The sequence below is a fragment of the Microbacterium sp. STRO-1N genome (assembly GCF_057748015.1).
The window spans coordinates 2,616,660-2,640,323 of the sequence record NZ_CM173234.1; the positions used below are offsets into that span (position 1 = coordinate 2,616,660).

At 68.6% G+C, this 23,664-nt stretch carries 21 protein-coding genes and 3 riboswitches; of the genes, 12 read left to right on the forward strand and 9 right to left on the reverse strand.

The genetic code is table 11. The annotated features are described in order from the left end of the window. The first annotated feature begins 4 nt into the window (after nucleotides 1-4). Nucleotides 5-96, forward strand: a riboswitch (glycine riboswitch). A 130-nt stretch (nucleotides 97-226) separates the two neighbouring features. From AC3ANJ_RS12645 to AC3ANJ_RS12660, 4 genes are all read left to right on the forward strand, one after another. Continuing rightward, nucleotides 227-988: a DUF5058 family protein gene (locus AC3ANJ_RS12645; protein ID WP_488316603.1), complete on the forward strand. Its 762-nt coding sequence runs from the start codon at nucleotides 227-229 to the stop codon at nucleotides 986-988. 32 nt (nucleotides 989-1,020) lie between these two features. Continuing rightward, complete coding sequence (locus tag AC3ANJ_RS12650; RefSeq protein ID WP_488316604.1) at nucleotides 1,021-1,761, forward strand: hypothetical protein; 741 nt, start codon at nucleotides 1,021-1,023, stop codon at nucleotides 1,759-1,761. 25 nt (nucleotides 1,762-1,786) lie between these two features. Next, nucleotides 1,787-3,241 (forward strand): amidohydrolase, encoded by a 1,455-nt coding sequence (locus AC3ANJ_RS12655; RefSeq protein WP_488316605.1) that lies wholly within the window; start codon nucleotides 1,787-1,789, stop codon nucleotides 3,239-3,241. Nucleotides 3,242-3,307: 66 nt separating this feature from the next. Then, the gene (locus tag AC3ANJ_RS12660; RefSeq protein WP_488316606.1) at nucleotides 3,308-3,910 is read left to right on the forward strand and encodes a TetR/AcrR family transcriptional regulator; all 603 of its coding nucleotides are present in this window, start codon (nucleotides 3,308-3,310) and stop codon (nucleotides 3,908-3,910) included. 36 nt (nucleotides 3,911-3,946) lie between these two features. Here the strand turns inward: AC3ANJ_RS12660 and gcvP are convergent, their stop codons facing one another. The 3 genes from gcvP to gcvT all read right to left on the reverse strand — a co-directional run bounded on the left by gcvP (nucleotide 3,947) and on the right by gcvT (nucleotide 8,296). Then, on the reverse strand, nucleotides 3,947-6,760 hold the full coding sequence (gene gcvP / locus AC3ANJ_RS12665; protein WP_488319275.1) for an aminomethyl-transferring glycine dehydrogenase: 2,814 nt from the start codon (nucleotides 6,758-6,760) through the stop codon (nucleotides 3,947-3,949). A 61-nt stretch (nucleotides 6,761-6,821) separates the two neighbouring features. Beyond that, complete coding sequence (gcvH, locus tag AC3ANJ_RS12670; RefSeq protein WP_488316607.1) at nucleotides 6,822-7,199, reverse strand: glycine cleavage system protein GcvH; 378 nt, start codon at nucleotides 7,197-7,199, stop codon at nucleotides 6,822-6,824. After that, nucleotides 7,196-8,296 carry a glycine cleavage system aminomethyltransferase GcvT gene (gene gcvT / locus AC3ANJ_RS12675; protein WP_488316608.1) on the reverse strand — a complete coding sequence of 367 codons (1,101 nt, stop codon included), beginning with the start codon at nucleotides 8,294-8,296 and terminating at the stop codon, nucleotides 7,196-7,198. Before gcvT ends, gcvH begins: the two co-directional genes overlap by 4 nt. A 54-nt stretch (nucleotides 8,297-8,350) precedes the next feature. Next, nucleotides 8,351-8,447, reverse strand: a riboswitch (glycine riboswitch). Continuing rightward, nucleotides 8,448-8,543: riboswitch (glycine riboswitch) on the reverse strand. 80 nt (nucleotides 8,544-8,623) lie between these two features. Here gcvT and AC3ANJ_RS12680 point away from each other — a divergent pair. After that, nucleotides 8,624-9,127, forward strand: a complete 504-nt coding sequence (locus tag AC3ANJ_RS12680; protein ID WP_488316609.1) for a GNAT family N-acetyltransferase — start codon at nucleotides 8,624-8,626, stop codon at nucleotides 9,125-9,127. Here the strand turns inward: AC3ANJ_RS12680 and AC3ANJ_RS12685 are convergent, their stop codons facing one another. From AC3ANJ_RS12685 to AC3ANJ_RS12705, 5 genes are read right to left on the reverse strand one after another with little or no spacing between them, the layout of a single operon-like run. Beyond that, complete coding sequence (locus tag AC3ANJ_RS12685) at nucleotides 9,128-9,961, reverse strand: ATP-binding cassette domain-containing protein (RefSeq protein ID WP_406249515.1); 834 nt, start codon at nucleotides 9,959-9,961, stop codon at nucleotides 9,128-9,130. After that, nucleotides 9,958-10,842, reverse strand: a complete 885-nt coding sequence (locus tag AC3ANJ_RS12690; protein WP_488316610.1) for an ABC transporter ATP-binding protein — start codon at nucleotides 10,840-10,842, stop codon at nucleotides 9,958-9,960. Before AC3ANJ_RS12690 ends, AC3ANJ_RS12685 begins: the two co-directional genes overlap by 4 nt. Then, nucleotides 10,839-11,804 (reverse strand): ABC transporter permease, encoded by a 966-nt coding sequence (locus tag AC3ANJ_RS12695; RefSeq protein WP_406249513.1) that lies wholly within the window; start codon nucleotides 11,802-11,804, stop codon nucleotides 10,839-10,841. Before AC3ANJ_RS12695 ends, AC3ANJ_RS12690 begins: the two co-directional genes overlap by 4 nt. Beyond that, nucleotides 11,797-12,792, reverse strand: coding sequence for an ABC transporter permease (locus AC3ANJ_RS12700; protein WP_406249512.1), 996 nt, complete (start codon nucleotides 12,790-12,792; stop codon nucleotides 11,797-11,799). Before AC3ANJ_RS12700 ends, AC3ANJ_RS12695 begins: the two co-directional genes overlap by 8 nt. Before the next feature lie 38 nt (nucleotides 12,793-12,830). Further along, nucleotides 12,831-14,528 (reverse strand): ABC transporter substrate-binding protein, encoded by a 1,698-nt coding sequence (locus AC3ANJ_RS12705; RefSeq protein WP_488316611.1) that lies wholly within the window; start codon nucleotides 14,526-14,528, stop codon nucleotides 12,831-12,833. Between the two features lie 216 nt (nucleotides 14,529-14,744). On the opposite strand from AC3ANJ_RS12705, the gene AC3ANJ_RS12710 reads away from it, so the two are divergent. From AC3ANJ_RS12710 to AC3ANJ_RS12740, 7 genes are all read left to right on the forward strand, one after another. Beyond that, nucleotides 14,745-15,455 carry an NUDIX hydrolase gene (locus AC3ANJ_RS12710; protein WP_488316612.1) on the forward strand — a complete coding sequence of 237 codons (711 nt, stop codon included), beginning with the start codon at nucleotides 14,745-14,747 and terminating at the stop codon, nucleotides 15,453-15,455. A 75-nt stretch (nucleotides 15,456-15,530) separates the two neighbouring features. After that, on the forward strand, nucleotides 15,531-16,862 hold the full coding sequence (gene nadA / locus AC3ANJ_RS12715; protein WP_488316613.1) for a quinolinate synthase NadA: 1,332 nt from the start codon (nucleotides 15,531-15,533) through the stop codon (nucleotides 16,860-16,862). Further along, nucleotides 16,859-18,430 carry an L-aspartate oxidase gene (gene nadB, locus AC3ANJ_RS12720; protein WP_488316614.1) on the forward strand — a complete coding sequence of 524 codons (1,572 nt, stop codon included), beginning with the start codon at nucleotides 16,859-16,861 and terminating at the stop codon, nucleotides 18,428-18,430. The genes nadA and nadB overlap by 4 nt, the downstream gene beginning before the upstream one ends. After that, a complete protein-coding gene (nadC, locus tag AC3ANJ_RS12725; RefSeq protein WP_488316615.1) occupies nucleotides 18,427-19,278 on the forward strand; it encodes a carboxylating nicotinate-nucleotide diphosphorylase in 852 nt (283 codons plus the stop codon). The genes nadB and nadC overlap by 4 nt, the downstream gene beginning before the upstream one ends. Further along, nucleotides 19,278-20,411, forward strand: coding sequence for a cysteine desulfurase family protein (locus AC3ANJ_RS12730; protein WP_488316616.1), 1,134 nt, complete (start codon nucleotides 19,278-19,280; stop codon nucleotides 20,409-20,411). The genes nadC and AC3ANJ_RS12730 overlap by 1 nt, the downstream gene beginning before the upstream one ends. A gap of 64 nt (nucleotides 20,412-20,475) precedes the next feature. Continuing rightward, entirely contained in the window at nucleotides 20,476-21,417 is a 942-nt protein-coding gene (locus tag AC3ANJ_RS12735) for a glycosyltransferase family 2 protein (RefSeq protein ID WP_488316617.1), read from the forward strand. A gap of 31 nt (nucleotides 21,418-21,448) precedes the next feature. Next, on the forward strand, nucleotides 21,449-22,222 hold the full coding sequence (locus AC3ANJ_RS12740; protein ID WP_488316618.1) for an SDR family NAD(P)-dependent oxidoreductase: 774 nt from the start codon (nucleotides 21,449-21,451) through the stop codon (nucleotides 22,220-22,222). A 100-nt stretch (nucleotides 22,223-22,322) separates the two neighbouring features. Here the strand turns inward: AC3ANJ_RS12740 and AC3ANJ_RS12745 are convergent, their stop codons facing one another. Continuing rightward, the gene (locus tag AC3ANJ_RS12745) at nucleotides 22,323-23,636 is read right to left on the reverse strand and encodes an alpha-L-fucosidase (RefSeq protein ID WP_488316619.1); all 1,314 of its coding nucleotides are present in this window, start codon (nucleotides 23,634-23,636) and stop codon (nucleotides 22,323-22,325) included. Nucleotides 23,637-23,664: the final 28 nt, after the last annotated feature.

Consider the following 23,664-nt stretch of genomic DNA (forward strand, 5'->3'; position numbering starts at 1 on the left):
CCCGAACAGTCACCGGGGAGAGATCCGCACTCGATGCGGACGCCGAAGGGGCAAGCCACCCGCCAATCTCTCAGGCAGAAGGACTCGGCGACTGGGGAACTCTGGAGAGAGGCCTTGCGGGGCCCGCCGACGGGGAAGCGCACAGCGCGACACTCTCAGGCACAACGGACAGAGGGGAAGCGGAACTCCGCCCGGGGTTCGGCAGCTCTACGCAAGGAGACCGCCTGTGTCCTTCGTCCCCATCGCCCTCGATCCGGACTCCACCGACATCCTGCTCGCGGCGAATCAGCCTGTGCTGTGGCTGTGCGCGGCCGGCGTCTTCGCCGTCATCGCGGCGCAGACCGTCATCTATTACCGCGCGGCACGACGTGTTGCGCCCGCCGTCGAGATGAGCACAACCGATGTGAAGCGCTCGTTCCGCTCCGGTGCCGTCGCCGCGATCGGCCCCTCGATGGCTGTGGCGCTGATCGCCGTCACGCTGCTGAGCGTCTTCGGCACTCCCGGCGTTCTCACCCGCATCGGCATGATCGGCTCGGCCGCGTTCGAGGTGGGCGCCGCGGGAATCGCCGCCGACACCCAGGGAGTCACGCTCGGCGGGGAAGGCTACACGCAGCAGGTCTTCGCGACTGTGATGCTCTGCATCGCGCTTGCAGGATCCGGCTGGATGCTCGTCACCCTGATCGTGACGCCGCTGCTCAAGCGCGGCACCGATCGCCTGGAGGCGAAGCAGGCCGCCGCGGCCGGCGGCGCGATGGCGATCATCCCGACTGCCGCCCTGCTCGGCGCCTTCGGCACCTTCGGCATCCAGCAGCTCCAGAAGGGCCTCGCTGTGGCGATCGTCGCGATCGCAAGCGCTCTCGTCATGCTCCTCTGCCTCTGGATCGCCAAAGCGTTCCGTCAGAACTGGCTGAAGGAATGGGCTCTGGGCATCTCGATGATCGTCGCGATCGGCGTCGGCGTCCTCGTATCGAATGCAGGCATCCAGTGAACGTCCCCGAGAACCAGAGCGGAGCATCTCTCATGTCGACATCCATCTCTCCGACGACCTCGCCACTGACTGCTGGAGCCTGGAAGCAGTTCGATACGACGACCTCACGATGGGGACGCATCACGATGATCCTCGCGCTCGTCCTCATGCTCGCCGGGCCCCTCGTGCTGGCGATCGAGTTCGGTGTCCAGGCCTCGGCCGTCGCCGCCGGGGTCCTGGCCATCGCCCTCGCGTTCGGCGTGCTGTGGTTCATCGAACCGCTGTCCTACTTCCCGATCCTCGGCGCCGCGAGCATGTACCAGGCGTTCATGATCGGCAACATCAGCAACAAGCTCGTACCGGCCGCGATCGTGGCGCAATCCGCGATCGGGGCGAAACCCGAGACGAAACGCGGCCAGCTCGCTGCTGTTCTCGCGATCTGCGGCGCCGCCGCGACGCACCTGGTGAGCCTGGTCGTCTTCGTCGGGCTCTTCGGTTCGATGCTGCTGCGGCTGCTCCCGCCGGAGATCATCACCCAGGTGCAGACCTTCGTGCTGCCGGCGGTCATGGGTGCCGTTGTCGTGCAGATGATCTCGTCGAATCCGAACCTCCGGATTCTGACGATCGCAGTCGTCGTCGGCGTCGTGGTCCAGCTCGTCCTCACCCCGTTGTTCCCCGTCGTCGCCCTGTTCGGCATCGCGATCTCCGTCGTCACGACCGTCGCCCTCGCGCTGATCATTCCCACAGGGAGGAAGAAGCCGCAGACCGCCCCCGCATCCGAAGACCTCTCCTGAAAACCCGAGTCCTGGAGGACCGCACATGATCACCGAAACGACAACGACCGTCGCCGCGATCGCCCCGATCGTCGACGACCTCTCCCCCCGGTTCGTCCGCCTCAGCGACGACATCTGGGCCGAGCCGGAGCTGCGCTGGGAAGAGCACGCGTCGATGGCCAAGCAGATCGCCGCCGCCGAGGAGTTCGGCGGCCGGATCACCCGCGCCGCCGGCGGTGTCCCCACGGCGTTCAGCGCCGAATGGGGCACCGGATCCCCCGTCATCGGGTTCCTCGGCGAGTACGACGCCCTCGCAGGTCTCAGCCAGGCGGCCGGTGCGACCGAACGAACCCCGGATGCGGACAGCGGCAGCGATGCCGGACACGGCTGTCACCACAACCTGCTGGGATCCGGATCCCTGCTGGCTGCGGTCGCCACCGCCAGGCATCTCGAGGCCGCCGGTCTGCCGGGAACCGTCCGCTATTACGGCTGCCCGGCGGAGGAGGGTGCGGCGGGCAAGACGTTCATGGTCGCGGCCGGCGCCTTCGACGACGTCGATGCCGCCGTCACGAACCACCCGATGCCCCTGGCATCCGCGGCGCAGTGGAAGACCCTGGCCTACACCCAGGCCTACTTCCGTTTCCGCGGGCTGGCCGCTCATGCGGGCGCCAACCCCCAGCATGGCCGCAGCGCGCTGGATGCCGCCGAGCTCATGAACGTCGGCGTCAACTTCCTGCGGGAGCACATGGACGACACGGATCGCATCCACTACGCGTTCGTCGACGCGGGCGGCACGTCGGCCAACGTCGTCCAGGCGACGGCCGAACTGTACTACATCGTGCGCTCCCCCACCGTCGCCCGGATGCGCACGCTCTACGAGCGCGTCAAGAAGGTCGCCGAAGGCGCGGCGCTGATGACGGAGACGGAAGTGGAGATCGAGTTCGACGGCGCCTGCGCCGAGGTGCTGCCCAACGTCACCCTCGAGAAGCGCATGCAGTCCGTGTTCGAGGACCTCGGCGGCGTCGGGTTCGATGAAGCCGACCAGGCGTACGGCCGCGTCCTGGCCGCCGGTCTGCCCGACGGCGCCGCTGAGGCGATGAAACGCCAGCTCGGCATCCCGTCGGACAGCCCCGCGTACTTCGACGGAATCCTGCCGCTGCCCCCGGCGGCTCTGCGCCCGCAGATGACCGGCTCGACCGATGTCGGTGACGTGAGCTGGGTCACCCCCACGGTCCAGATGGGGGCGGGGACCGCGATCATCGGCACACCGGGGCACTCCTGGCAGATGGTGGCGCAGGGCAAGACGCCCGCCGCGCACAAGGGCATGATCCACGGCGCGAAGGTCATGGCGGCCACCGCCGTCGATCTGTTCACGGATGCCGAGCTGCTGGCGGCCGCGCGGGCGGAGTTCGCCGACGTCGTCTCGGTGACGCCCTACGACAGGCCTCTGCCCGACGGGCTGATCCCGCCGTCCCTGCGGCCGACCTACCGTCCCGCCTGACGCCGGCCTGGATGCCGGGGCGCTCTGGCCGCCACGGCATCCAGCGGATCGGGAAGAATGGCGGGGATGATCGAGGCCGAATCGAAACAGGAGTCCCTGCGAACGCGACGGGTGGACAGCAGCGACCAGCGCGTGCTCAAGACGCGACGCAAGTTGATCGACGCCTTCCGCCGACTCGTCGATGCGGACGAGGTCCGCACGGCCGGCGTTGCGACGATCGTCCGAGAAGCCGGGACGACGCGATCGTCCTTCTACGCTCATTTCTCCGGCATCGGCGACCTCGCTGCGACGGCTCTCAGCGATTTCAGCGAATCCGTGATCGCGGATGCCCGCCTCGCGATCCTCGACGGTGCATCGAAGACCGCCGTCAACCGGCAGGTCCTGCTGGACATCGTCCGTTTCGTCGCCGAGCACCGCACGACCTACGGGGTCCTGCTCACCTCTGATCCGGCCTTCGTCGAGGGGTTCGCCGCAGGACTCACCGAGTCCGTCCGCGTCACTCTGGGCACACGCGCGACGCTCCTCGCCGACCCGGAGGTGACGGCGCGCTACATCTCCGCCGGTGCCCTCGCCGCCATTTCGTGGTGGCTGACGGACGGCTCAGAGCGCACGGCTGAGGAACTGGCCGACGCACTGATCGCGATCGCGCCGCCCGACTTCCGCGACTGACGCGGCACGCTCACGGATGAGCGCGCCGCGACAGGCTTACGCGAACGCCTCGATGGGCGGGCACGCGCAGACGAGGTTGCGGTCGCCGTACGCCTGGTCGATGCGCCGCACCGGCGGCCAGTACTTCCCGGCGACGAGCGCGTGCACGGGGTACGCGGCCTCCTCGCGGGTGTACGGGTGATTCCACTCCCCCGCGATCAGCGAGACCGCGGTGTGCGGGGCGTTCACGAGCGGGTTGTCACCGGCATCCCAGCGGCCGGCGGCCACAGCATCCGCTTCGGTCTTGATCATGATCATGGCCTCGATGAAGCGCTCGATCTCGCCGAGGTCCTCGGACTCGGTCGGTTCGACCATCAGGGTCCCTGGGACAGGGAACGACATGGTCGGCGCGTGGAAACCGTAGTCGATCAGGCGCTTGGCGACGTCGTCGACCGTGATACCGGTGGCCTCCTTGAGCGGGCGAAGGTCGAGGATGCACTCGTGCGCGACCCGGCCGTTCTCGCCCGTGTACAGCACCGGGTAGTGCTCGCGGAGGCGTTCGGCGATGTAGTTGGCCGACAGCACGGCCGCAGCCGTCGCATCGCGAAGACCGGCGGCGCCCATCATGCGCACGTAGGCCCACGAGATCGGCAGGATGCCTGCGGATCCGTACGGGGCCGCCGATACGACCCCGCCGTCGAAGACGAACCCACCGAAGTGCTCCGCCTTCTGGGCGAGCGGGTGCGACGGCAGGAACGGGGCGAGGTGCGCCTTGGCCGCCACCGGCCCCACACCGGGTCCGCCGCCGCCGTGCGGGATCGCGAACGTCTTGTGCAGGTTCAGGTGCGAGACGTCGCCGCCGAGGTCGCCGAAGCGGGCGTACCCCAGCAGGGCGTTGAGGTTCGCCCCGTCGACGTAGACCTGTCCGCCGGCATCGTGCACCGCCGAGGTGATCTCGACCACCTGCTGCTCGTACACGCCGTGCGTGGACGGGTAGGTGATCATGAGGGCCGACAGCTCGTCCCTGTTCGCCTCGATCTTGGCGCGCAGGTCGTCCAGGTCGACGTTGCCGAGTTCATCGCATGCGACGACCACGACCTTCATGCCCGCCAGCACAGCCGACGCCGCATTCGTGCCGTGCGCCGACGACGGGATGAGGCACACCGTGCGGTGGTCGTCGCCGTTGGCCAGGTGGTAGCCGCGGATCGCGAGCAGCCCCGCGAGCTCGCCCTGAGAACCGGCGTTCGGCTGCAGCGAGACGGCGTCGTATCCGGTCACCTCGGCGAGCCAGCCCTCGAGCTGGTCGATGAGCTCCAGGTAGCCTGCGACGTCGGATGCCGGGGCGAACGGGTGGATCCCAGCGAACTCCGGCCAGGTGATCGCCGCCATCTCGGTCGCCGCGTTCAGCTTCATCGTGCACGAACCCAGCGGAATCATGCCGCGATCGAGTGCATAGTCGCGGTCGGCGAGGCTCTTCAGATACCGCATCATGGCGGTCTCCGAGCGGTGCACGTGGAACACGGGGTGCGTCAAGTACTCGTCCTGGCGCAGGAGCGCATCGGGGAGGGCGTTCGCGCCGTCGGCGAAGCCGAACACGCGATCCTGCTTGCCGCCGAACACCATCGCGATCTGATGCAGCTCGCCGACGGTCGTCGTCTCGTCGACCGAGATGCCGATCGTGTCGGAATCCGCGACGTGGAACAGGATGCCGTAGCCGTGATGCGCCTGCTCGGCGTACTCGGCGGCGCGTCCGGGAACGCGCACCGACAGCGTGTCGAAGAAGGCGTCGAACGCGATCTCGACACCGCCCTCGACGAGCCAGTCGCGCAGCAGCGCAGCCTTCGCCGCGGTCTCCTCGGCGATCGCGCGCAGCCCGTCCGGGCCGTGGTAGACCGCGTACATCGAGGCCATGACGGCCAGGAGCACCTGCGCGGTGCAGATGTTGCTCGTCGCCTTCTCGCGGCGGATGTGCTGCTCTCGTGTCTGCAGCGACAGACGGTAGGCGGGCTTGCCATCGGCGTCCACCGAGACGCCGACGAGACGGCCGGGCAGCTGCCGCTCCAGGCCCTGGCGCACCGCCATGTACCCGGCGTGGGGGCCGCCGAAGCCCATCGGAACGCCGAAGCGCTGCGTGGTGCCGACCGCGACATCCGCGTCGAGCGACCCCGGGGAGGCGATCAGCGTGAGCGCCAGCAAGTCCGCCGCGACGACCGCGAGGCCGCCTGCGACGTGCGCGGCATCGATGACGGCGGACGGGTCCCACACGAGCCCGGATGCCGCTGGGTACTGCACGAGCACCCCGAACAGCTCCTCAGGCAGAGCCTCGCCGGCAGCGAGGTCGCGCTCGACGAGTTCGATGCCGACGGCATCCGCCCGGGTGGCCAGCAGCGCCTTGGTCTGCGGGAACGCGCCGGAGTCGACGACGAACACGTTCGAGGCGACCTTCGACGCGCGCCGCGCCAGCAGCATGCCCTCGGCGACGGCCGTGGACTCGTCCAGCATGGAGGCGTTGGCGGTCGTCAGGCCGGTCAGCTCCGAGACCATGGTCTGGAAGTTGATCAGCGCCTCGAGGCGCCCCTGCGAGATCTCGGGCTGGTACGGCGTGTACGCCGTGTACCAGGACGGATTCTCCAGCACGTTGCGCTGGATCACGCTCGGCGTGATCGTGCCGTAGTACCCGAGCCCGATCATCGGCGTGTTCACGGTGTTGCGGGCGGCGAGCGCGCGCAGCTCGGCGAGCGCTTCCGCCTCGCTGGCCGCGACGGGAATCGCGGTGTCGCCCGGCGCGGAGAAGATGGATGCCGGGACGGCCTGGCGCATCAGTTGCTCGACGGGAGCCTCGGCATCCGTGATGCCGAGAGCGTCGAGCATGAGCCGCTGCGTCTCGGAGGTCGTCCCGATGTGACGGTCGGCGAAGGAGACCACTGCGCGATCAGCCCTCGGTCAGCGCGACGTACGCGTCACGATCGAGCAGAGCGTCGGTCGCGCCATCGACGACCGACACCTTGATCAGCCAGCCGCCCTCGAAGGGCTCGCCGTTGACCAGCGACGGGTCATCGACGGCGGCGTCGTTGATCTCGACGACCGTGCCGGAAACGGGTGCGTAGAGTTCGCCGACGGACTTGGTCGATTCGATCTCGCCGACGACGGCGCCCGCGACGACTTCGGTGCCGACAGCGGGGAGCTCCACGAACACGACGTCGCCGAGCTTGTCAGCCGCGTAGTCGGTGACGCCGATCGTGGCGACTCCGTCCTCCAGGGCGATCCACTCGTGCTCTTCGCTGTACTTCAGGGTGGTCAGGTCGGTCATTTCGTCCTCCGGTAGAAAGGCAGATCGGTCACGACGGCGGGGATCTTCGTTCCCCGCACGTCCAGGAACAGGGAGGCGGAGACGGCCGCCGGGTCGATGTATGCCATCGCGATCGGGTGGCCGAGCGTGGGGCTGAGCGCACCGCTGGTGATCTCGCCGACGACCGTGCCGTCGTCTGCGACGACGGCGTATCCGGCTCGGCCTGCGCGCTTGCCCTCGGCCGAGAGCCCGACGAGCACACGGGCATCGGATGCCGCGGCGACACCGTCCTTGCCGACGAAGGCCTCCTTGTCGACGGCGACGACACGGCCGAGACCCGCCTGGGCCGGCTTGGTGTCCAGCGACAGCTCGTGTCCGTACAGCGGCATGCCGGCTTCGAGGCGCAGCGTGTCACGGGCAGCGAGACCGGCGGGCACCAGACCATGCGCCTCGCCGGCGGCGAGCAGCGCATCCCACAGCGCCGGGGCGTCGGCGGCGTGGACGAGCAGTTCGAAGCCGTCCTCGCCGGTGTAGCCGGTGCGGGCGAGCAGCAGCGGCTCGCCGTTGTAGCGTGCCGACGCCCAGGCATAGTACTTCTGCTCGTTCCACGGGATCGAGACCTCGTCGATGCCCGCGGTCGCGGCGACGATCGCCTCGGCCGCGGGTCCCTGGACGGCGAGAAGTGCGTAGTCATCGGAGACGTCGGCGACCGTCACGTCGAACGTCTCGGTGCGCTGCTGCAGCGCGTCGGCCACGGCATCCCGATTCCCGGCGTTGGAGATGATCAGGTAGCGGCCCTCGGCGAGGCGATAGGCGATGACGTCGTCGACGATTCCGCCCGCGTAGGCAAGCACCAGGGAGTACTTGGCCTTGCCGATGGTCATGGTCGAGATCCGCCCGGCGAGGGCGTGGTCGAGGTAGCCCGCGGCATCCGGTCCTTCGATGAGGAACTCGGCCATGTGAGAGATGTCGAAGAGTCCTGCGGCTTGCCGGACGGCGTGGTGCTCGGCGAGGTCGGACGTGTAGCGCACCGGCATCTGCCAGCCGCCGAAGTCGGTGAACGATGCGCCGAGCGCCTCGTGTCGCGCACGCAGCGGTGTGTAACGAGCTGGGGTCATGGAGTTCTCCCGGTGGGATCGGAAGGATGCCGTACTGATTGCACGGTATCCGAGAACTCCCCCTCTGTCATGGGCCTGAGAGTTTCACCCGCAAGGGGCTTTCACCGTCGGCGGATTCCTCGCGGCGCGAGCAATCACTTTTCAGAGCGGCCTGACCGGCGCGGTACGCGATACCTGAGAGATTGGCGGGGAGGCTTGCTCCTTCGGTGCCCGGCCGGCTTCACCGGGGCTCTCCCGCACGGGTCGTGGGGCCTTCTTCAGTTGTCACGTACAGCTTAGCGTCGCCGGTGACGGCGCGATGTCGGATCCCGGGAGGATACTGACGCCATGACGATCGGTCTCCGGAAGTGGGCGCCATCAGACCTTCCCCTGCTGCATCGCGGCAACGCGCCTGACATGACCGTCCACATCGCGGGCCCCGAGACCGACGAGCAGGTCGGCGAGCGCCATGAGAAGTATCTGCGGCTGTGGCGAGAGGGCGCGGCGCGGATGTTCGTCGTCGAGGACGACGGTGTCGCGGCGGGTGCGATCGGCTGGTGGACGACCGAGTGGGACGAGCAGGCGGTCCACGAGACCGGCTGGTTCATCGTGCCCGAGGCGCAGGGCAAGGGCATCGGGCACGCCGCCGTCTCGCTCATGGTCCAAGACGCACGCGAGCACCACACGCAGCGTCTGCTGACGGCGTTCCCCTCCGAGGAGAATCTGCCCTCCAATGCTCTGTGCCGCGCAGCCGGGTTCGAGCACGTCTCCACACGGGCGTTCCCCTTCCGCGGGCAGACGCTGCAGACCAACGTCTGGGTGCTGGATCTCGGAGTCCCGATCGCCCCGTGATCAGCGCCCTCCGGCGAGCTCCGCACGCACCTCGTCGCGCAACCGCCCCATGTTCTCCGGGTCGGGTGCCGCCTGCAACAGGGTCTTCGTGTACTCGTGCTGAGGGTTGAGGATCACCTCGTCCGCCGGGCCGCGCTCGACGATGTCGCCGCGGTACATCACGAGGATCTCGTCGCTGAAGTGCCGCGCGGTCGCGAGGTCGTGCGTGATGTAGAGCACGCCGAGGTTCTCTTCGCGCTGCAGGTCGGCGAGGAGGTTCAGCACCCCGAGCCGGATGGAGACGTCGAGCATCGATACGGGCTCGTCGGCCACGATGAAGCGGGCGCCAGGTGCCAGAGCGCGCGCGATCGCGATGCGCTGGCGCTGCCCCCCGGAGAGCTCGTGCGGGCGCCGCTCGGCGAAGCTCTCGGCCGGAGAGAGACGGACGCGCTCCAGCAGGTCCAGCGCTTTCGCCCGCACCTCGTCGCGCGACAGCTTCGGGTGATGGATGCGCAGCGGACGCTCCAGGTGATGGATGATCGTGTGGAACGGGTTCAGCGACGCGAACGGGTCCTGGAACACCATCTGCACATCCGACCGGTAGCGCGCGAGCGCCCTGCCGTGGGTTCCGCTGGGCGCACCGTCGAGCAGGATGTCGCCCGCCGTCGGCGTCTCGAGCTTCATGAGCATGCGGGCGATCGTCGACTTGCCGCTGCCGGATTCACCGACCAGGGCGATCGTCTTGCCCGCCTCGATCGTGAACGACACGTCCTTCACCGCATGCAGCGTCGTCGACGTGAATCCGGATCGGAGCTTGAAGTCCTTGATCAGATGGCGTGCCTCGAGCGTGCTCATCGTGCGTCCTCCTTCGCGGATGCGGTGTCGGAAACCGTGACCCCGGCGCCGCTGCGGACGAAGCCGCCGCGTTCGCCCTTCAGGCTCGGGAAACTGGAGAGCAGCTTCTTGGTGTACTCGTGCTGCGGTGTGCGGTAGATCTCCTCGGCAGTCCCCTGCTCGACGATCTCGCCTTGCAGCATGACGGCGATCCGGTCGCTGATCTCGATCAGCATCGGCAGGTCGTGGGTGATGAAGATCACCGCGAAGCCGAGACGCTCGCGCAGACGCATGATCTCCCGGATGATCCCGCGCTGCACGACCACGTCGAGCGCCGTCGTCGGTTCGTCCATGATCATGACCTGAGGATCCAGCGCGAGCGCCATCGCGATCATGACGCGCTGGCGCATGCCGCCGGAGAGCTCGTGCGGGAAGCTCGTGAGCCGCGAGGGGTCGACGCCCACCAGGCCCAGCAGCTCCTGCGCCCGCTCGGTCTTCGCCTTCCTGCTCATTCCGGGGCGGTGCGTGTCGAACACGTCGAAGATCTGCGCCTTCACGCTGATCACGGGGTTCAGGGAGTTCATCGCCCCCTGGAACACCATCGAGATCTTGTCCCAGCGAAACGCCCGCAGGCCGTCGTCCTGGAGGGCGACGATGTCGATGTCGTGACCGTCGCGGTCGTGGAAGACGATCTCGCCCGACGTCATCAGAGCAGGGGCCTTGAGCAGACGGTTCAGTCCGTACGCGAGCGTGGTCTTGCCGCAGCCCGATTCACCGGCCAGACCGAGGATCTCGCCGCGATGCAGGGTGAGCGAGACGTCGCGCACCGCCTTGACGGGCGGGTCGACCTCGTACTCGATCGACACTCCGCGGGCGGTCAGGACTGCTTCGGGGGCGGTCATGCGCCCACTCCCTTCGTCTTGGCCGCCTTGCGCACGCGGCGCGCGGCCTCGGGTGCGACTCGCAGCTTCGGGTTGATGATCTCGTCGATCGCGAAGTTGATCAGCGACAGACCGCAGCCCAGGAGCGCGATCAGGATCCCCGGTGGGATGAACCACCACCAGGCGCCGGTGCCCAGCGCCTGACCGGACTGGGCATCGTTGAGGATCGTGCCCCACGTGATCGAGTCGGTGGCGCCCAGGCCGAGATAGGACAGGCCGGCCTCTCCGAGGATCGCGAAGATGATGGCGAACAGGAACTGCGCCGCCAGCAGCGGCAGCAGGTTCGGCAGGATCTCCACGAGGATCACCCGGAAGGATCTTTCGCCGGCGACCTTCGCCGCATAGACGTAGTCCCGGCTGCGGAGGGACCGCGCCTGCGTCCGCAGCACGACCGCCGCTCCCGCCCACGACGTGATGCCGAGGACGAAGGCGACGAGCAGCCAGCTGCGCGTGCTGAAGTATGTCGCGATCACCATCGCGAGCGGGAGCCCGGGGATCACGAGCGCGATGTTGGTCACCAGCGACAGGCCCTCGTCGCGCCAGCCGCCGATGTAGCCGGCCAGGACGCCGAACAACAGCGAGAGGATGATCGCGATGAGGCCGGCGACGATCCCGACCAGGAGCGATCCCTGCGTGCCGTGCGCGAGCTGGGCGAACACGTCGTAGCCGAGCTTGGTCGTGCCCAGCAGGTGCTCGGCACTGGGCGGCTGCAGCGCATCGTTTCCGGAGTACCGCGGATTCTGCGTGACGAGCGGTCCGATGATGCCGAACAGCACGATCGTGACCACGATGACGACGCCGGTGACGAATTTGGCGGACATCGTCGGCATCATGGCGCGCCATCCGCCTCTGGTCTGCTTCTGCGTGACGAGGGCGACGGTGTCCATCGGGTTGGACGTCGGTTTCGTGATGGTGTCAGACATTGTGGCGTGCCCTCGGGTCGATGTATCCGTAGACGAGGTCCATGATGAAGTTGGCCGCGAGCACCGTGAGGGTGATCACGAGGAAGACCCCCTGCATGAGCGCGTAGTCGCTGTTCTGCACGGCCTGGAACATGAGCTTCCCGATTCCCGGGTACGTGAACACCTGTTCCATGACGATGGAGCCGGCCACGACGAATCCGAGCGTGATCGCGAACCCGGCGATCGACGGGATCGCGGCGTTGCGCGATGCGTACATCGTGAGGATGCGCTGCGGCCGCAGACCCTTCGCCTCCGCGGTGGTGACGTAGTCCTCCGCGAGCGTGGACACCATCATGTTGCGCATGCCGAACAGCCAGCCGCCGACGGAGCTGATCACGATGGTCACCGCCGGCAGGATCGCGTGATGCACGGCATCCGCGAAGAAGGCCCAGCTCCACTCGGGCCCCTTGGGGAAGTCGAAGACGCTGTACCCTCCGATGATCGGGAACCACCCCAGGCCGACCGCGAACACGGCGACCAGCACCAGCGCGAGCCAGAAGTAAGGGATGGACTGCAGGATCGTTGTGGCCGGGATGAGGTGGTCGACCCAGGTCCCTCGCTTCCACCCGACCCAGGCGCCGAGAGCGATGCCGAGGACGAACGAGATGACGGTGGCGACGCCGACGAGGATCAGCGTCCACGGCAGCGCCTGCCCGATGAGCTCGGCGACCGGAGTCGGATACTTCGTGACGGAGATGCCGAGATCTCCGCGGAGCATCCGACCCCAGTAGCCGATGTACTGCTCCCACATCGAGGAGTCGTCCGAACCCAGCAGCAGCTTGATGTTGCGGACCGTGGTCTCCGACACCTCTCCGCCGCTGCGCTGCAGCTTGGCGATCATGATGTCGGCCGGGTCCCCCGGCATGAGCCGAGGGAGCAGGAAGTTGAGAGAGATCGCGGCCCACAACGTGATGATGTAGAACCCGATCCGGCGGGCATAGTACTTCATGTCACTTCGACTTCCTGCTCCCGTGCATCAATGCGTGATCAGCCGGCCGGCTGCAGCTGCGGCAGGATGAAACCGGCCGAGACCGAGCCCCAGGACGGCGGGAACGCGTACAGGTCCTCCTCCGTCGGCCAACCCGTGAAGTCCTTCGCGTTGTAGAAGGTCTGGGTGGCGTTGATCACGAGGGGGATGTAGGGAAGGTCGCGCACGATCTCGGTCTGGATCGTGGCGTACTGCTCCATCTTCACGGCCTCGTCGTTCGTCGCATTGGCAGCGGCGATCGCGGCATCCACGGTCGGGTTGTCGTAGCGGCTGAAGTTCCAGCGGCCGGCGGGGACTTCCTCGCCGACAGCGCTGGTCGACTCCACCGCGGTGCCGCCGAGCCAGTCGCGGTAGATCTGGAACGGGTCTGCGACCGAGGTCCCGATCATGCCGCCCACGATCAGTTCGTACTGTCCGGTCTGGCGGGCGTCGGAGAACTCCTGCCACTGCACGGTGCCGACGTTGATCTTGATGCCGGCTTCGGCGGCCTGTTCGGCGATCAGCTTCGCGGCGTCGTTGTAGTCGGTCCAGCCGTCCACCGAGATCAGGTCGAGCTCGATGGGCGTGCCGTCCTTGCCGTACATCCCATCGGCGTCCTTGACGTAGCCGGCCGCTTCGAGGATGGCCCCGGCGCCCGCGGCGTCCGGGCTCTGCGGGCTGACTTCGTTCGCCGGATCGGCGACCCATTTCTCGTCACGCGGCAGAAGTGCATATGTGGGCGAGATGTCGCCCGTGAGGTCGACGAACGCCTTCTGCTTGATCGTGCCCCGGTCGATGGCGATGTTCAGCGCCTGCCGGACGGCGACATCGGTCTGCTCTCCCGTGCAGCCCAGGTCCGCGTTCGCGCAGGTGTAGAGCACGGTGGGGTCCTGCGGCGTGTTGACCCAGTCGATCTTGCCGTTGCCGGTGACCGAGTCGGGATTCGGGATGAACATGCCGGCCCAGTCGAGCTCGCCGGCGGCGAGCAGGTCCTGCGCCGCCTGGTTGTTGTCCACGGCGATGTACTGCACCGTTCCGACGCCCAGATCGTCCGCGTCGCGGTAGTTCTCGTTGGCGACGAGCACGTACGACTCGCTCGTGACGCTGTCGACGACGTATGCGCCCGATCCGACGGGCTCCTCGTTCGTGAAGGTCGCGAAGTCGTCGACCTCGCTCCACACGTGCGCCGGGAGGATCCAGGTGCCGCCCATGCGCTGCCACTCGGAGGTGAACTGCGGCGTCGAGTAGGTCAGGACGACGGTCGTGTCGTCCTGCGGCTCTGCCGAAACGAGCCCCTGGCCCTCGGGGTTGTTGCCCTCGTAGGTGAACGTGAAGGCGACATCCTCGGCGGTGAGCGGCTCGCCGTCGCTCCACTTCAGGTCCGGCTTGATCTTGACGGTGATGACCGTGCCGTCCTCGTTGTATTCGTACGACTCGCCGATCATGCCGGTGGCAGGCTCGTCCGCCGTCTTGTTGAAGAAGAACAGCGGCTCGAGGATCGGCCCGAGCGCTCCGTGCAGCACGGTGGGAGCGAAGGGATTGAAGTTGGCTTCGATGGGGGTCTGGCTGCCCGCCCAGACGCGCAGCGTCGTGTCGGTCTCGCCGCCGTCGCCGGTTTCGTCGCCGCCACCGCCCGAACAGGCGGTGAGACCGAGCGCGAGGACGGATGCCCCCGCGATAGCCGTGATCGCGACACGGCGCTTTCCATTGCGGATCATGTGTTGTATTTCCTCTCGATGCTTCACTGCTGGAGGGTGGTGCTCGTCCTTGAGAACCCCGGAAAGGGTTTGTTAGGACAGTAACCTAACAAATGGTGACATGGGGTACAAGATTCGTGGTCACGGGCATGTAACGTTTGCGATTCCGTCATGTGACACTCTGGAATTGAAGTTCTGGTCACAACGACTCTAAGATGGTCGTCGGAGGTTACAGTCATGGTGACCAGAACTAGGGATGCCGATATCCGCGTCGCGGTGTCGACGGCAATCCTGACGTTGCGCCGTGGTGACGACGGCGCTCAGGTGCTGTCTCTGCCGCTCGTGCTGCGCACCAGGGACCCGCACCAGGGGCAGTGGGCGCTCCCCGGCGGATGGCTCGTCAAGCAGGAAGGGCTCGAGCAGGCCGCGGCGCGCACGCTCGCCGAGACGACCGGACTCGCACCGAGCTACCTCGAACAGCTCTATGCGTTCGGAGACGTGGACCGCTCCCCCAGTCGCGTCGTGTCGATCGTCTACTGGGCGCTGCTGCGCCAGGACGAGGTCGACGCGCAGAGCGCCGCGCACGTCGCCGCAGGCAATGCTCCCGAGAACGTGCGCTGGTTCGATGCGGTCGCCCTGCCGCAGCTCGCCTTCGACCACAACCAGATCGTCGACTACGCCCTCTGGCGACTGCGCAACAAGGTCGGGTACAGCCGGGTCGCGCACGGCTTCCTGCCGCCGACGTTCACGCTCTCCGACCTCCGTGAGGCGTACGAGACGATCCTCGGTCGACGCCTGGATCCAGCCAATTTCCGCCGCCAGGTCGAGGCCACGGGGACTCTCGTGCCGACCGACGGGTTCCGCACCGGCAGCCACCGCCCCGCTCGCCTCTACCGCTACAACACCGACGTCGAGCTCGCCGATCGCGGCCCGCTCGTCTCCCGCTGAGATCCGCGCGTCCCGGCATCCGACCCTCCAGATCATCCCGAACCCGACCAGAGCTCCCGACGAAATGAGCACCCGATGAGCACCGCATTCGTCCCCGTGTCCAGACTGCGCACCGACCCGTCCGTCGATCACGCCATCCAGGCGATCGTCGACGGTTCCAGCGTCGACGCGACCTGCAGCACCGATCTCGCCGCGGGCCCCTGGGACTTCGACGCGCGTCCCGGTTACGGCCCCGGCTCCTCGATGGGCGATGTCATCCCCACCGGCGCACCGAGGCAGGGCGAACTTCCCGTCGCCTACCGCGAGGCGAGCGAGGACGATCTCCACGCACGCATCGTGGCCGCCAAGCACACGCTCGGCGACCGGGTGGTGATCCTCGGTCACTTCTACCAGCGCGAAGAGGTCGTGCAGCACGCCGACTACGTGGGCGACTCGTTCCAGCTCGCCACTGCTGCGAAGGGCCGACCGGATGCCGAGGCGATCGTCTTCTGCGGCGTGCACTTCATGGCGGAGACCGCCGACCTGCTCTCCGGAGCAGATCAGGCCGTCATCCTGCCGAACCTCGCAGCAGGATGCTCCATGGCCGACATGGCGGACATCGATCAGGTCGAGGAGTGCTGGGAGCAGCTGGCCGACGTCCTCGGCGACCTGGATGCCGCGGACGAGGATGGCCGCGTCCCGGTGATCCCCGTCACCTACATGAACTCCTCCGCGGCCATCAAAGGCTTCGTCGGACGCCACGGCGGGATCGTGTGCACGTCCTCGAATGCCGCGACCGTACTGGAATGGGCGTTCGAGCGCGGTCGGCGCGTGCTGTTCTTCCCCGATCAGCATCTCGGGCGCAACACGGCCAAGGCGATGGGCGTCGAGCTGTCGCAGATGCCGATGTGGAATCCGCGCAAGCCGCTCGGCGGGTCGACGGCCGACGAGATCGAGGACTCCCGCGTCATCCTGTGGCACGGATTCTGCTCCGTGCACCGCCGGTTCACGGTCGGGCAGATCGACCAGGCTCGGGCCGAGCACCCCGGAGTCCGGGTCATCGTGCACCCGGAGTGCCCCATGGAGGTCGTGGATGCCGCGGACGAGGCGGGTTCCACCGACCACATCCGTCGCGCGATCGATGCCGCCACGGAGCCGACCACCTTCGCGATCGGCACCGAGATCAATCTCGTCCGCCGCCTGGCGGCCCAGTACCCGCAGCACGAGATCTTCTGCCTCGATCCCGTCGTGTGCCCGTGCTCGACCATGTACCGGATCCACCCCGGGTATCTGGCGTGGGTGCTGGAGGAACTCGTCGCGGGCCGCGTCGTCAACCGCATCCAGGTGACGGACGATGTCGCCGACCCTGCGCGCGTGGCCCTGGAGCGGATGCTGGCGGCGAAGCCGCCCGTAGGAAGCGCGCGATGACCATCGCCGTCGTCGGCTCCGGTATCGCCGGTCTCACCGCTGCACTGCATGCGCACGAGGCCGGGCAGGAGGTGACGATCTTCACCAAGGGCTCGCTCGGCGACGGCTGCACGCCGCATGCGCAGGGCGGAGTCGCCGGCGTCTACCGCGACGGCGACTCCCCCGCCGCGCACGCTGACGACACGCTGTCCGCCGGTGCCGGCCTCAGCGATCCGGATGCCGTGGATGTGCTCGTCTCGGATGGCGCCGCCCGCATCGCCGAGCTGATCGCGCGCGGGGTCGCCTTCGATCGCGCGGATGACGGCACGCTGCTGCTCGGACGCGAGGCGGCGCACAGCGGGGCGCGGATCGTGCACGCCGGTGGCGACGCGACCGGTGCGGAGATCGCCAGGGCTCTGACGACGGCCGTGCGAGCCGTCGGCATCGAGGTGGTCGAGGGCGCGTTCCTCGTCGACCTGCTGCGCAGCGATCGCGCGGTGCACGGCATCCGGCTGCTCATCGACGGAGCGCTCGTCGACCGTCCGGCGGACGCCGTGATCCTCGCGACGGGCGGTGCCGGGCAGCTTTTCGCACACACGACCAACCCGCTCGGCGCGACGGGCGATGGCATCGCTGCGGCGATGCGCGCGGGGGCGGCGGTGACCGAGCTGGAGTTCGTCCAGTTCCATCCCACGATCCTGGCCGCAGGCGATCCGTTCCTCATCTCCGAGGCGGTGCGCGGCGAAGGAGCGACTCTGATCGACGAGGACGGGCACCGGTTCTGCTTCGACGAGCATCCTGACGGGGAGCTCGCGCCTCGTGACGTCGTAGCGAGAGCCATCGCGCGGCGCGCGGCGCGGCAGGGCCCGCCGGTGCGACTGGATGCCACTGCTCTCGGTGCACGGCGGCTGGCCGAGCGGTTCCCGACGATCGATCGCGTGACCAGGGAGCGCGGGTTCGACTGGGCGCGCGAGGCGATCCCGGTGACCCCGGCCGCGCACTATCTGATGGGCGGCATCGTCACGGACCTCGACGGACGCACGACTCTGCCCGGTCTGTTCGCAGCCGGCGAGGCCGCCCGCACCGGAGTCCACGGCGCGAACCGTCTGGCGTCGAATTCGCTGCTCGAGGGTGCGGTCTTCGGTGCGCGTGCAGCGGCTGCCGCTGTCTCTGCCCCATCGTGCTCGCGATCCGTCGCGCTGACTCCCCGGGGCGTCCGAATCAATGCGGGTTCTGGGCGCACCGATCCGCATCGACCCGGACACGCCGGAGAAGGAGTCCGGGTTGAAGCGGGTTCTGGGCGGGAACACCCGCAGGAACTCGGACACGCGGAGGGAGAATTCTCCCGCGCGGCACTGCAGCGCCTGATGTGGGAGAACGTCGGACTGCTGCGCACGGAAGACGGGCTCTCCGACGCGGTCGCCACGCTCCGCTCCTGGCAGGACGAGGCTGTCGCCCCGGCATCCATGGCCGAGCACGAAGACGCGAATCTGCTGCTGATCGCAGCAGCCACGGCATCCGCCGCCGTCCAACGTACCGAATCGGTCGGCGCGCACTTCCGCGAACGTTCCCTGATCGGAGTCCGATGATCACCGCAGCGACCCTCACCCGTGTCGTCTCGTCCGCCCTCGAGGAGGACGCCCCCTGGGGCGACCTCACGAGCACAGCCCTGCTCCCCGCCGATGCGACGGCCACTGCCGATCTCGTCGCGCGCGAGGCCGGCGTCTTCAGCGGCGGCGACGTGTTCGCGGTCGCCTTCACGCTGACCGACCCGACCGTCGCCGTCGACGTGCACGTCGGCGACGGCGACGCGTTCGCACCCGGTGATGTGCTGGCCTCGGCATCCGGCCCTGCGCGGAGCCTGCTCACGGCCGAGCGCGTCGCGCTCAACTTCGTGCAGCGGATGAGCGGCATCGCGACGCTGACGGCCGCGTACGTCCACGCGGTCGAGGGCACGGGGGTGCGCATCGCCGACACCCGCAAGACGACGCCAGGACTGCGGGCGTTCGAGCGGCACGCTGTGGTCTCCGGTGGCGGCAGCAACCACCGCTACTCGCTGTCGGATGCCGTGATGGCCAAGGACAATCATCTCGCCGTCCTCACCCGCACCGGGGCCGACCTCGCCACCGCGTTGCGCGAGGCTCTCACACGTCTGCCGCACACGACCCACGTGGTCGTCGAGGTGGATCGTCTGGATCAGATCCCCGCGGTGCTCGACGGCGGAGCGGACACCGTGCTGCTCGACAACTTCTCCCTCGCCGATCTGCGCGCGGGCGTCGCGCTGATCGGGGAACGCGCGACCGCCGAGGCATCCGGCGGGGTGAACCTCGACACCGTCCGCGGGATCGCCGAGACCGGGGTCGACGTGATCTCGGTCGGAGCGCTCACGCACTCGGCGCGCGCTCTCGATCTGGGACTGGACCTGCGGATCGGCTGATGCTGTATCTCGACCACGCCGCGACATCCCCCGTACGCCCCGAAGTGCTCGAGGCGATGCGTCCGTACCTGACGGGCGTGTTCGGAAATCCCTCCAGTCACCACACGGTGGGCGAGGCCGCGGCGAACGCCCTCGATGACGCCCGTGCCAGGGTGTCGCGTGTGCTCGGGATGCGGAAGGGCGACGTCGTCTTCACCGCCGGCGGCACGGAGGCGAACAACCTCGCGATCAAGGGCGTCGTTCTCGCCTCGGAGCGCCGGCATCTCGTGGTGTCGCCGATCGAGCACGAGTCGATCCTGGAGTCGGCGGCGTATCTCGCGCGCTTCCACGGCGCGACGGTGTCGACGGTGCCGGTGGATTCCGCGGGCCGCATCACCGCTTCCGCTCTCGCCGGCGTGGTGCGCGACGACACCGCGCTGGTCTCGCTCGGTCATGCCAACAACGAGATCGGGACGATCCAGGGAGTCGCGGCGCTCGCGGACGTCGCGCACTCGGCGGGAGCCGTGGTGCATGTCGACGCCGTGCAGTCGGCGGGCTGGCTGCCGCTGGCCGGTCTCGAAGCCGACGCGATCTCGATCGCCGGCCACAAGATCGGGGCGCCGAAGGGCATCGGAGCACTGGCCGTCCGCGGCCGGATCCCGCTCGAGCCGCTGATCCACGGCGGCGGGCAGGAAAGGGGGCGTCGCTCCGGGACGGAGAACGTCGCCGGCGCCGTCGCACTGGCGACGGCGCTGGAACTCGCCGATGCGGAACGGGATGCCGTGTCGAACGGCGTCGGAGAGCGCACACGCGCGTTCATCGACGACGTGCTCGACAGCGTCCCCCAGGCCGCGCTGACCGGTGACCCCGAGAACCGCCTCCCCGGCACCGCGAGCTTCACGTTCGAGGGCGTCAGCGGCGAAGCCATCCTGCTCGAGCTGGAGCGCCGAGGCGTCGTCTCGTCGAGCGGTTCTGCATGCGCGGCCGGCAGCGACGAGCCGTCGCACGTGCTCATCGCGTGCAACATCCCGCCCGAGGTGGCGCAGACGTCGGTGCGGTTCACGTTCGGCCGCACTCCTCTGCCGATTGAGGGCCCGGCACAGCTCGCGGCGCTCGTCGCAGATGCGGTGCGCGCGGTCCTGCCCGCTCGTTGAGCCGATCCGCTGGTTGAGCCGAGTAGGCGGAGCCGGCACCGCCCCGCGGCCATAGACTCGGGACGTGCCCGCACCGATCGTCACGCTCATCGTCCCCGGACGCGACATCGCAGCCTTCGTCCCGGCCGCCCTCGACTCCCTCCGGACGCAGACCGAGGATCGCTGGCGCGCGCTCCTCATCGACGACGGCTCCCTCGATGCCACCGGTGACGTCTTCGCGGATGCCGCGGCATCCGACCCTCGTTTCGAGGTGCTCCGTCACGAGCGCTCGATCGGGCTGGGAGCGGCGCGCAATGTCGGACTCGACCGTGTCGACACCGAGTACGTCGGTTTCCTGGACGGTGACGACGAGCTGACGCCGACCGCACTCGCGCGCCTCATCGGGACGCTGGAGACGACCGGCAGCGAGTTCGTCGCGGGTGCCTACGTCCGCTCACGGCATGACCGCGGAGCATATGTCCCCGGCCGCGTCCAGCCCTGGGTGGCCGCCGCCACGGATCCGCAGCGCCTCGGCACCACGATCTTCGAGCACCCGAGGGCTTCGGCCAACATCGTGGCCTGGTCGAAGATCAGTCGCAACGACCTGTGGACGGGCCTCCGCTTCCCCGAGGGCGTCGCGTACGAGGACCAGATCGTCGCGCAGCGGATGTACACCGCGGCTCGCGCGTTCGACGTGATCCCCGACGTCGTGGTGCGCTGGCGGCTGCGCGCAGACGGCTCGTCCATCTCGCAGGGCAAGGCGCAGCTGCCCGTGCTCCGCGATTACCTGGAAGCCCTCCGCGGCGGCATCCGGGTGCTGCAGGATGCCGGGGCGCACGCCGCCGTGGCCGCTAGGCTGGAGCTCATCCTCGCGATGGACGTGCCGCCGCTCCAGGAGATCGCCGGCACCCACCCCGACCCCGCATACGCCGCGGAGGTCGCGGCGTTCACGGACGAACTGCGGTCATTCCCCGAGTTCGCCGACGCCCACCCCGACCCCACTCTCGCGGCCGCGCTCCACTGGTGACCTCCCGGCGCGCCCGCGTGTCAGGAGACCCATGAACACGTACCTCGACTCCCTCTTCTCCCTCACCGGCCGCACCGCGATCGTGACGGGCGGCAGCTCCGGCATCGGCCGCGGCATCGCCACGGCGCTCGCGCAGGCCGGAGCGGCGACCGTGATCGTCGCGCGCGGCGCCGACCGCGCCGAAGCCGTCGCCCGCGAACTGACGGACGCCGGATGCCGCGCCGCGGCTGTCGTCGGCGATCTGAGCACCCGCGCCGGCATCCATGCGCTGGCGGATGCCGCGATGGAGCCGTTCGGCGAACCGGACATCCTGGTGAACTCGGCCGGCATCAACATCCGTCCGTCGTATCCCGACATCACCGAGGACGACTGGGACGCCACGATGACCGTGAACGCCCTCGCACCGTTCCTGCTCGGCCAGCGCTACGCGGCGGGGATGGCGGAGCGCGGTTACGGTCGTCTCATCCACATCAGCTCGCAGCAGGCGCATCGCGCGTTCGTGGGCAGCGGGATCTACGGCGCCTCGAAGGGCGCCGTGGAGTCGCTCATGCGATCCGAGGCCGAGGCATGGGGTGGTACCGGCGTGACGAGCAACACGCTCGTGCCCGGGTTCGTGCTGACACCGTTGAACGCGCGACTGCAGGAGGATCCGGAGAAGATCGCGGCTCTCGCGGCGCGGACGATGATCGGCCGCAACGGCCTGCCAGAGGACTTCGCCGGCGCCGCGGTGTTCCTCGCCGGCGCCGGGTCGGCGTACGTCACCGGGCACTCGCTGTTCGTCGACGGGGGCATGTCGGCGCACTGACGCCGAACGGCGTGGGCCGCACCCCGGACCGGGTCGCCGTCAGCACCGCGCGTCGCGCCTGCGACGCGCGGTGCGCGCGAGGTCCCGTCCGGGATCCAGATCAGACGCGGGCGAAGGCGACGGCTGCGGGACCGTGCGTCAGACCTCCGACGCGCAGGACGCCCTCGTCGCCGTCTCGCTCGACGACCACGTCGCCCGAGAGCACTCGCGCCTGGTCGAGGTCGATCCCCCGCGCCGTGATCCGGTGCTCGCCCTGATCCTCCAGGAAGACGATCCGTTCGGTCGGCGTCTCCCAGTCCCGCCGCCACCGCCCGTCGTCGTCGCGATCCTCCTGGGCGGTGCGCCCTGTGACGGCTGCCGCGTCGGCGATCGGGAGCTTCCACTGCCCGAAGCCCTCAAGCGTGCGCTGCTGCAGTTCGGGGATGTCGCCCTCCGCCGTCGGCCCGACGTTCAGCAGCAGACGTCCGCCCTTCGAGACGACGTCCGTCCAGTGCTTGGCCAACTGCATGGGGTCGAGCGTTTCCCTGGGCGACTCGAGCCTGTTGTAGCCGAAGGACCACCCCAGACCTCGGTTGTTCTCCCAGACGTCCTTGTCCTCGTTCGCCTTGCCCGCGGAGTACTCGGTCGTCGCCACGTCGTAGTAGGTGCGTCCCCAGCGGTCGTTGACGACGCCGTCGGGGTTCGCGGCGAAGTAGTCGCGGAACAGCTCGTGCAGCCCTCCAGACTCACGGTGCTTCCCGGCATCCGGCCACTCGATGTCGTTCCAGAGCACGTCCGGCCGGTATCGACGGATCAGGTCGCGCACATGCGCGGCCGCGTAGTCGTGATAAGCGGCGTCGTTCGGCCGAAGAGTGTGCACCTGCTCTCCGGTGCGATGGGGTGGGAGGTCCGTGACGGACCAGTCCAGTCCGCCCGAGTAGTACACGCCGAAGCGGAGTCCTTCCGCTCGTACCGCGTCCGCGATCTCGCCGACCAGGTCCCGGTGCGGACCGCGATGCACGGTGTTCCGCGTGCCTGTTCCCGGAGCATCCCACAGGGTGATCCCGTCGTGGTGCTTGGTCGTGGGGACCACGTACTCCGCTCCGGCGCGCGCGAACAGGGCCGCCCACGCCATCGGATCGAACCGTTCCGCGCTCCATTCGTCGAGGAAGTCATCGTATGGAGCGCCGCCGTAGGTCTCCGCGTGGTGCCGTTGCGCCGGGCTCCCCGGGATGCGGATCGTGTTCAGGTACCACTCCGCGTACGGGTTGTGCGCGAACCAGGTGTCGTCGTCCTCGATCTCACCGAGCGCGCCGATCGGCTCGGCCCAGGCCGGCACGGAATACGCGCCCCAGTGGATGAAGATCCCGAACTTCGCGCGGCCGTACCACTCGGGCAGCTCGCGATCCAGGTCGGTCCAGGTCTTATCGGTCATGAGAGTCTGCCGTCCGTCGCGTCATTAA

Bases quoted from the DNA above. Each gene is read 5' to 3' on its own strand.
- AC3ANJ_RS12655 (WP_488316605.1), top strand. From the start codon at position 1,787: ATGATCACCGAAACGACAACGACCGTCGCCGCGATCGCCCCGATCGTC.
- AC3ANJ_RS12685 (WP_406249515.1), bottom strand. From the start codon at position 9,961: ATGAGCACGCTCGAGGCACGCCATCTGATCAAGGACTTCAAGCTCCGA.
- AC3ANJ_RS12660 (WP_488316606.1), top strand. From the start codon at position 3,308: ATGATCGAGGCCGAATCGAAACAGGAGTCCCTGCGAACGCGACGGGTG.
- gcvT (WP_488316608.1), bottom strand. From the start codon at position 8,296: ATGACCCCAGCTCGTTACACACCGCTGCGTGCGCGACACGAGGCGCTC.
- AC3ANJ_RS12650 (WP_488316604.1), top strand. From the start codon at position 1,021: ATGTCGACATCCATCTCTCCGACGACCTCGCCACTGACTGCTGGAGCC.
- AC3ANJ_RS12730 (WP_488316616.1), top strand. From the start codon at position 19,278: ATGCTGTATCTCGACCACGCCGCGACATCCCCCGTACGCCCCGAAGTG.
- AC3ANJ_RS12740 (WP_488316618.1), top strand. From the start codon at position 21,449: ATGAACACGTACCTCGACTCCCTCTTCTCCCTCACCGGCCGCACCGCG.
- nadA (WP_488316613.1), top strand. From the start codon at position 15,531: ATGAGCACCGCATTCGTCCCCGTGTCCAGACTGCGCACCGACCCGTCC.
- AC3ANJ_RS12690 (WP_488316610.1), bottom strand. From the start codon at position 10,842: ATGACCGCCCCCGAAGCAGTCCTGACCGCCCGCGGAGTGTCGATCGAG.
- AC3ANJ_RS12745 (WP_488316619.1), bottom strand. From the start codon at position 23,636: ATGACCGATAAGACCTGGACCGACCTGGATCGCGAGCTGCCCGAGTGG.
- nadB (WP_488316614.1), top strand. From the start codon at position 16,859: ATGACCATCGCCGTCGTCGGCTCCGGTATCGCCGGTCTCACCGCTGCA.
- gcvH (WP_488316607.1), bottom strand. From the start codon at position 7,199: ATGACCGACCTGACCACCCTGAAGTACAGCGAAGAGCACGAGTGGATC.
- AC3ANJ_RS12710 (WP_488316612.1), top strand. From the start codon at position 14,745: ATGGTGACCAGAACTAGGGATGCCGATATCCGCGTCGCGGTGTCGACG.
- AC3ANJ_RS12695 (WP_406249513.1), bottom strand. From the start codon at position 11,804: ATGTCTGACACCATCACGAAACCGACGTCCAACCCGATGGACACCGTC.
- gcvP (WP_488319275.1), bottom strand. From the start codon at position 6,760: ATGCTCGACGCTCTCGGCATCACGGATGCCGAGGCTCCCGTCGAGCAA.
- AC3ANJ_RS12705 (WP_488316611.1), bottom strand. From the start codon at position 14,528: ATGATCCGCAATGGAAAGCGCCGTGTCGCGATCACGGCTATCGCGGGG.
- nadC (WP_488316615.1), top strand. From the start codon at position 18,427: ATGATCACCGCAGCGACCCTCACCCGTGTCGTCTCGTCCGCCCTCGAG.
- AC3ANJ_RS12680 (WP_488316609.1), top strand. From the start codon at position 8,624: ATGACGATCGGTCTCCGGAAGTGGGCGCCATCAGACCTTCCCCTGCTG.
- AC3ANJ_RS12700 (WP_406249512.1), bottom strand. From the start codon at position 12,792: ATGAAGTACTATGCCCGCCGGATCGGGTTCTACATCATCACGTTGTGG.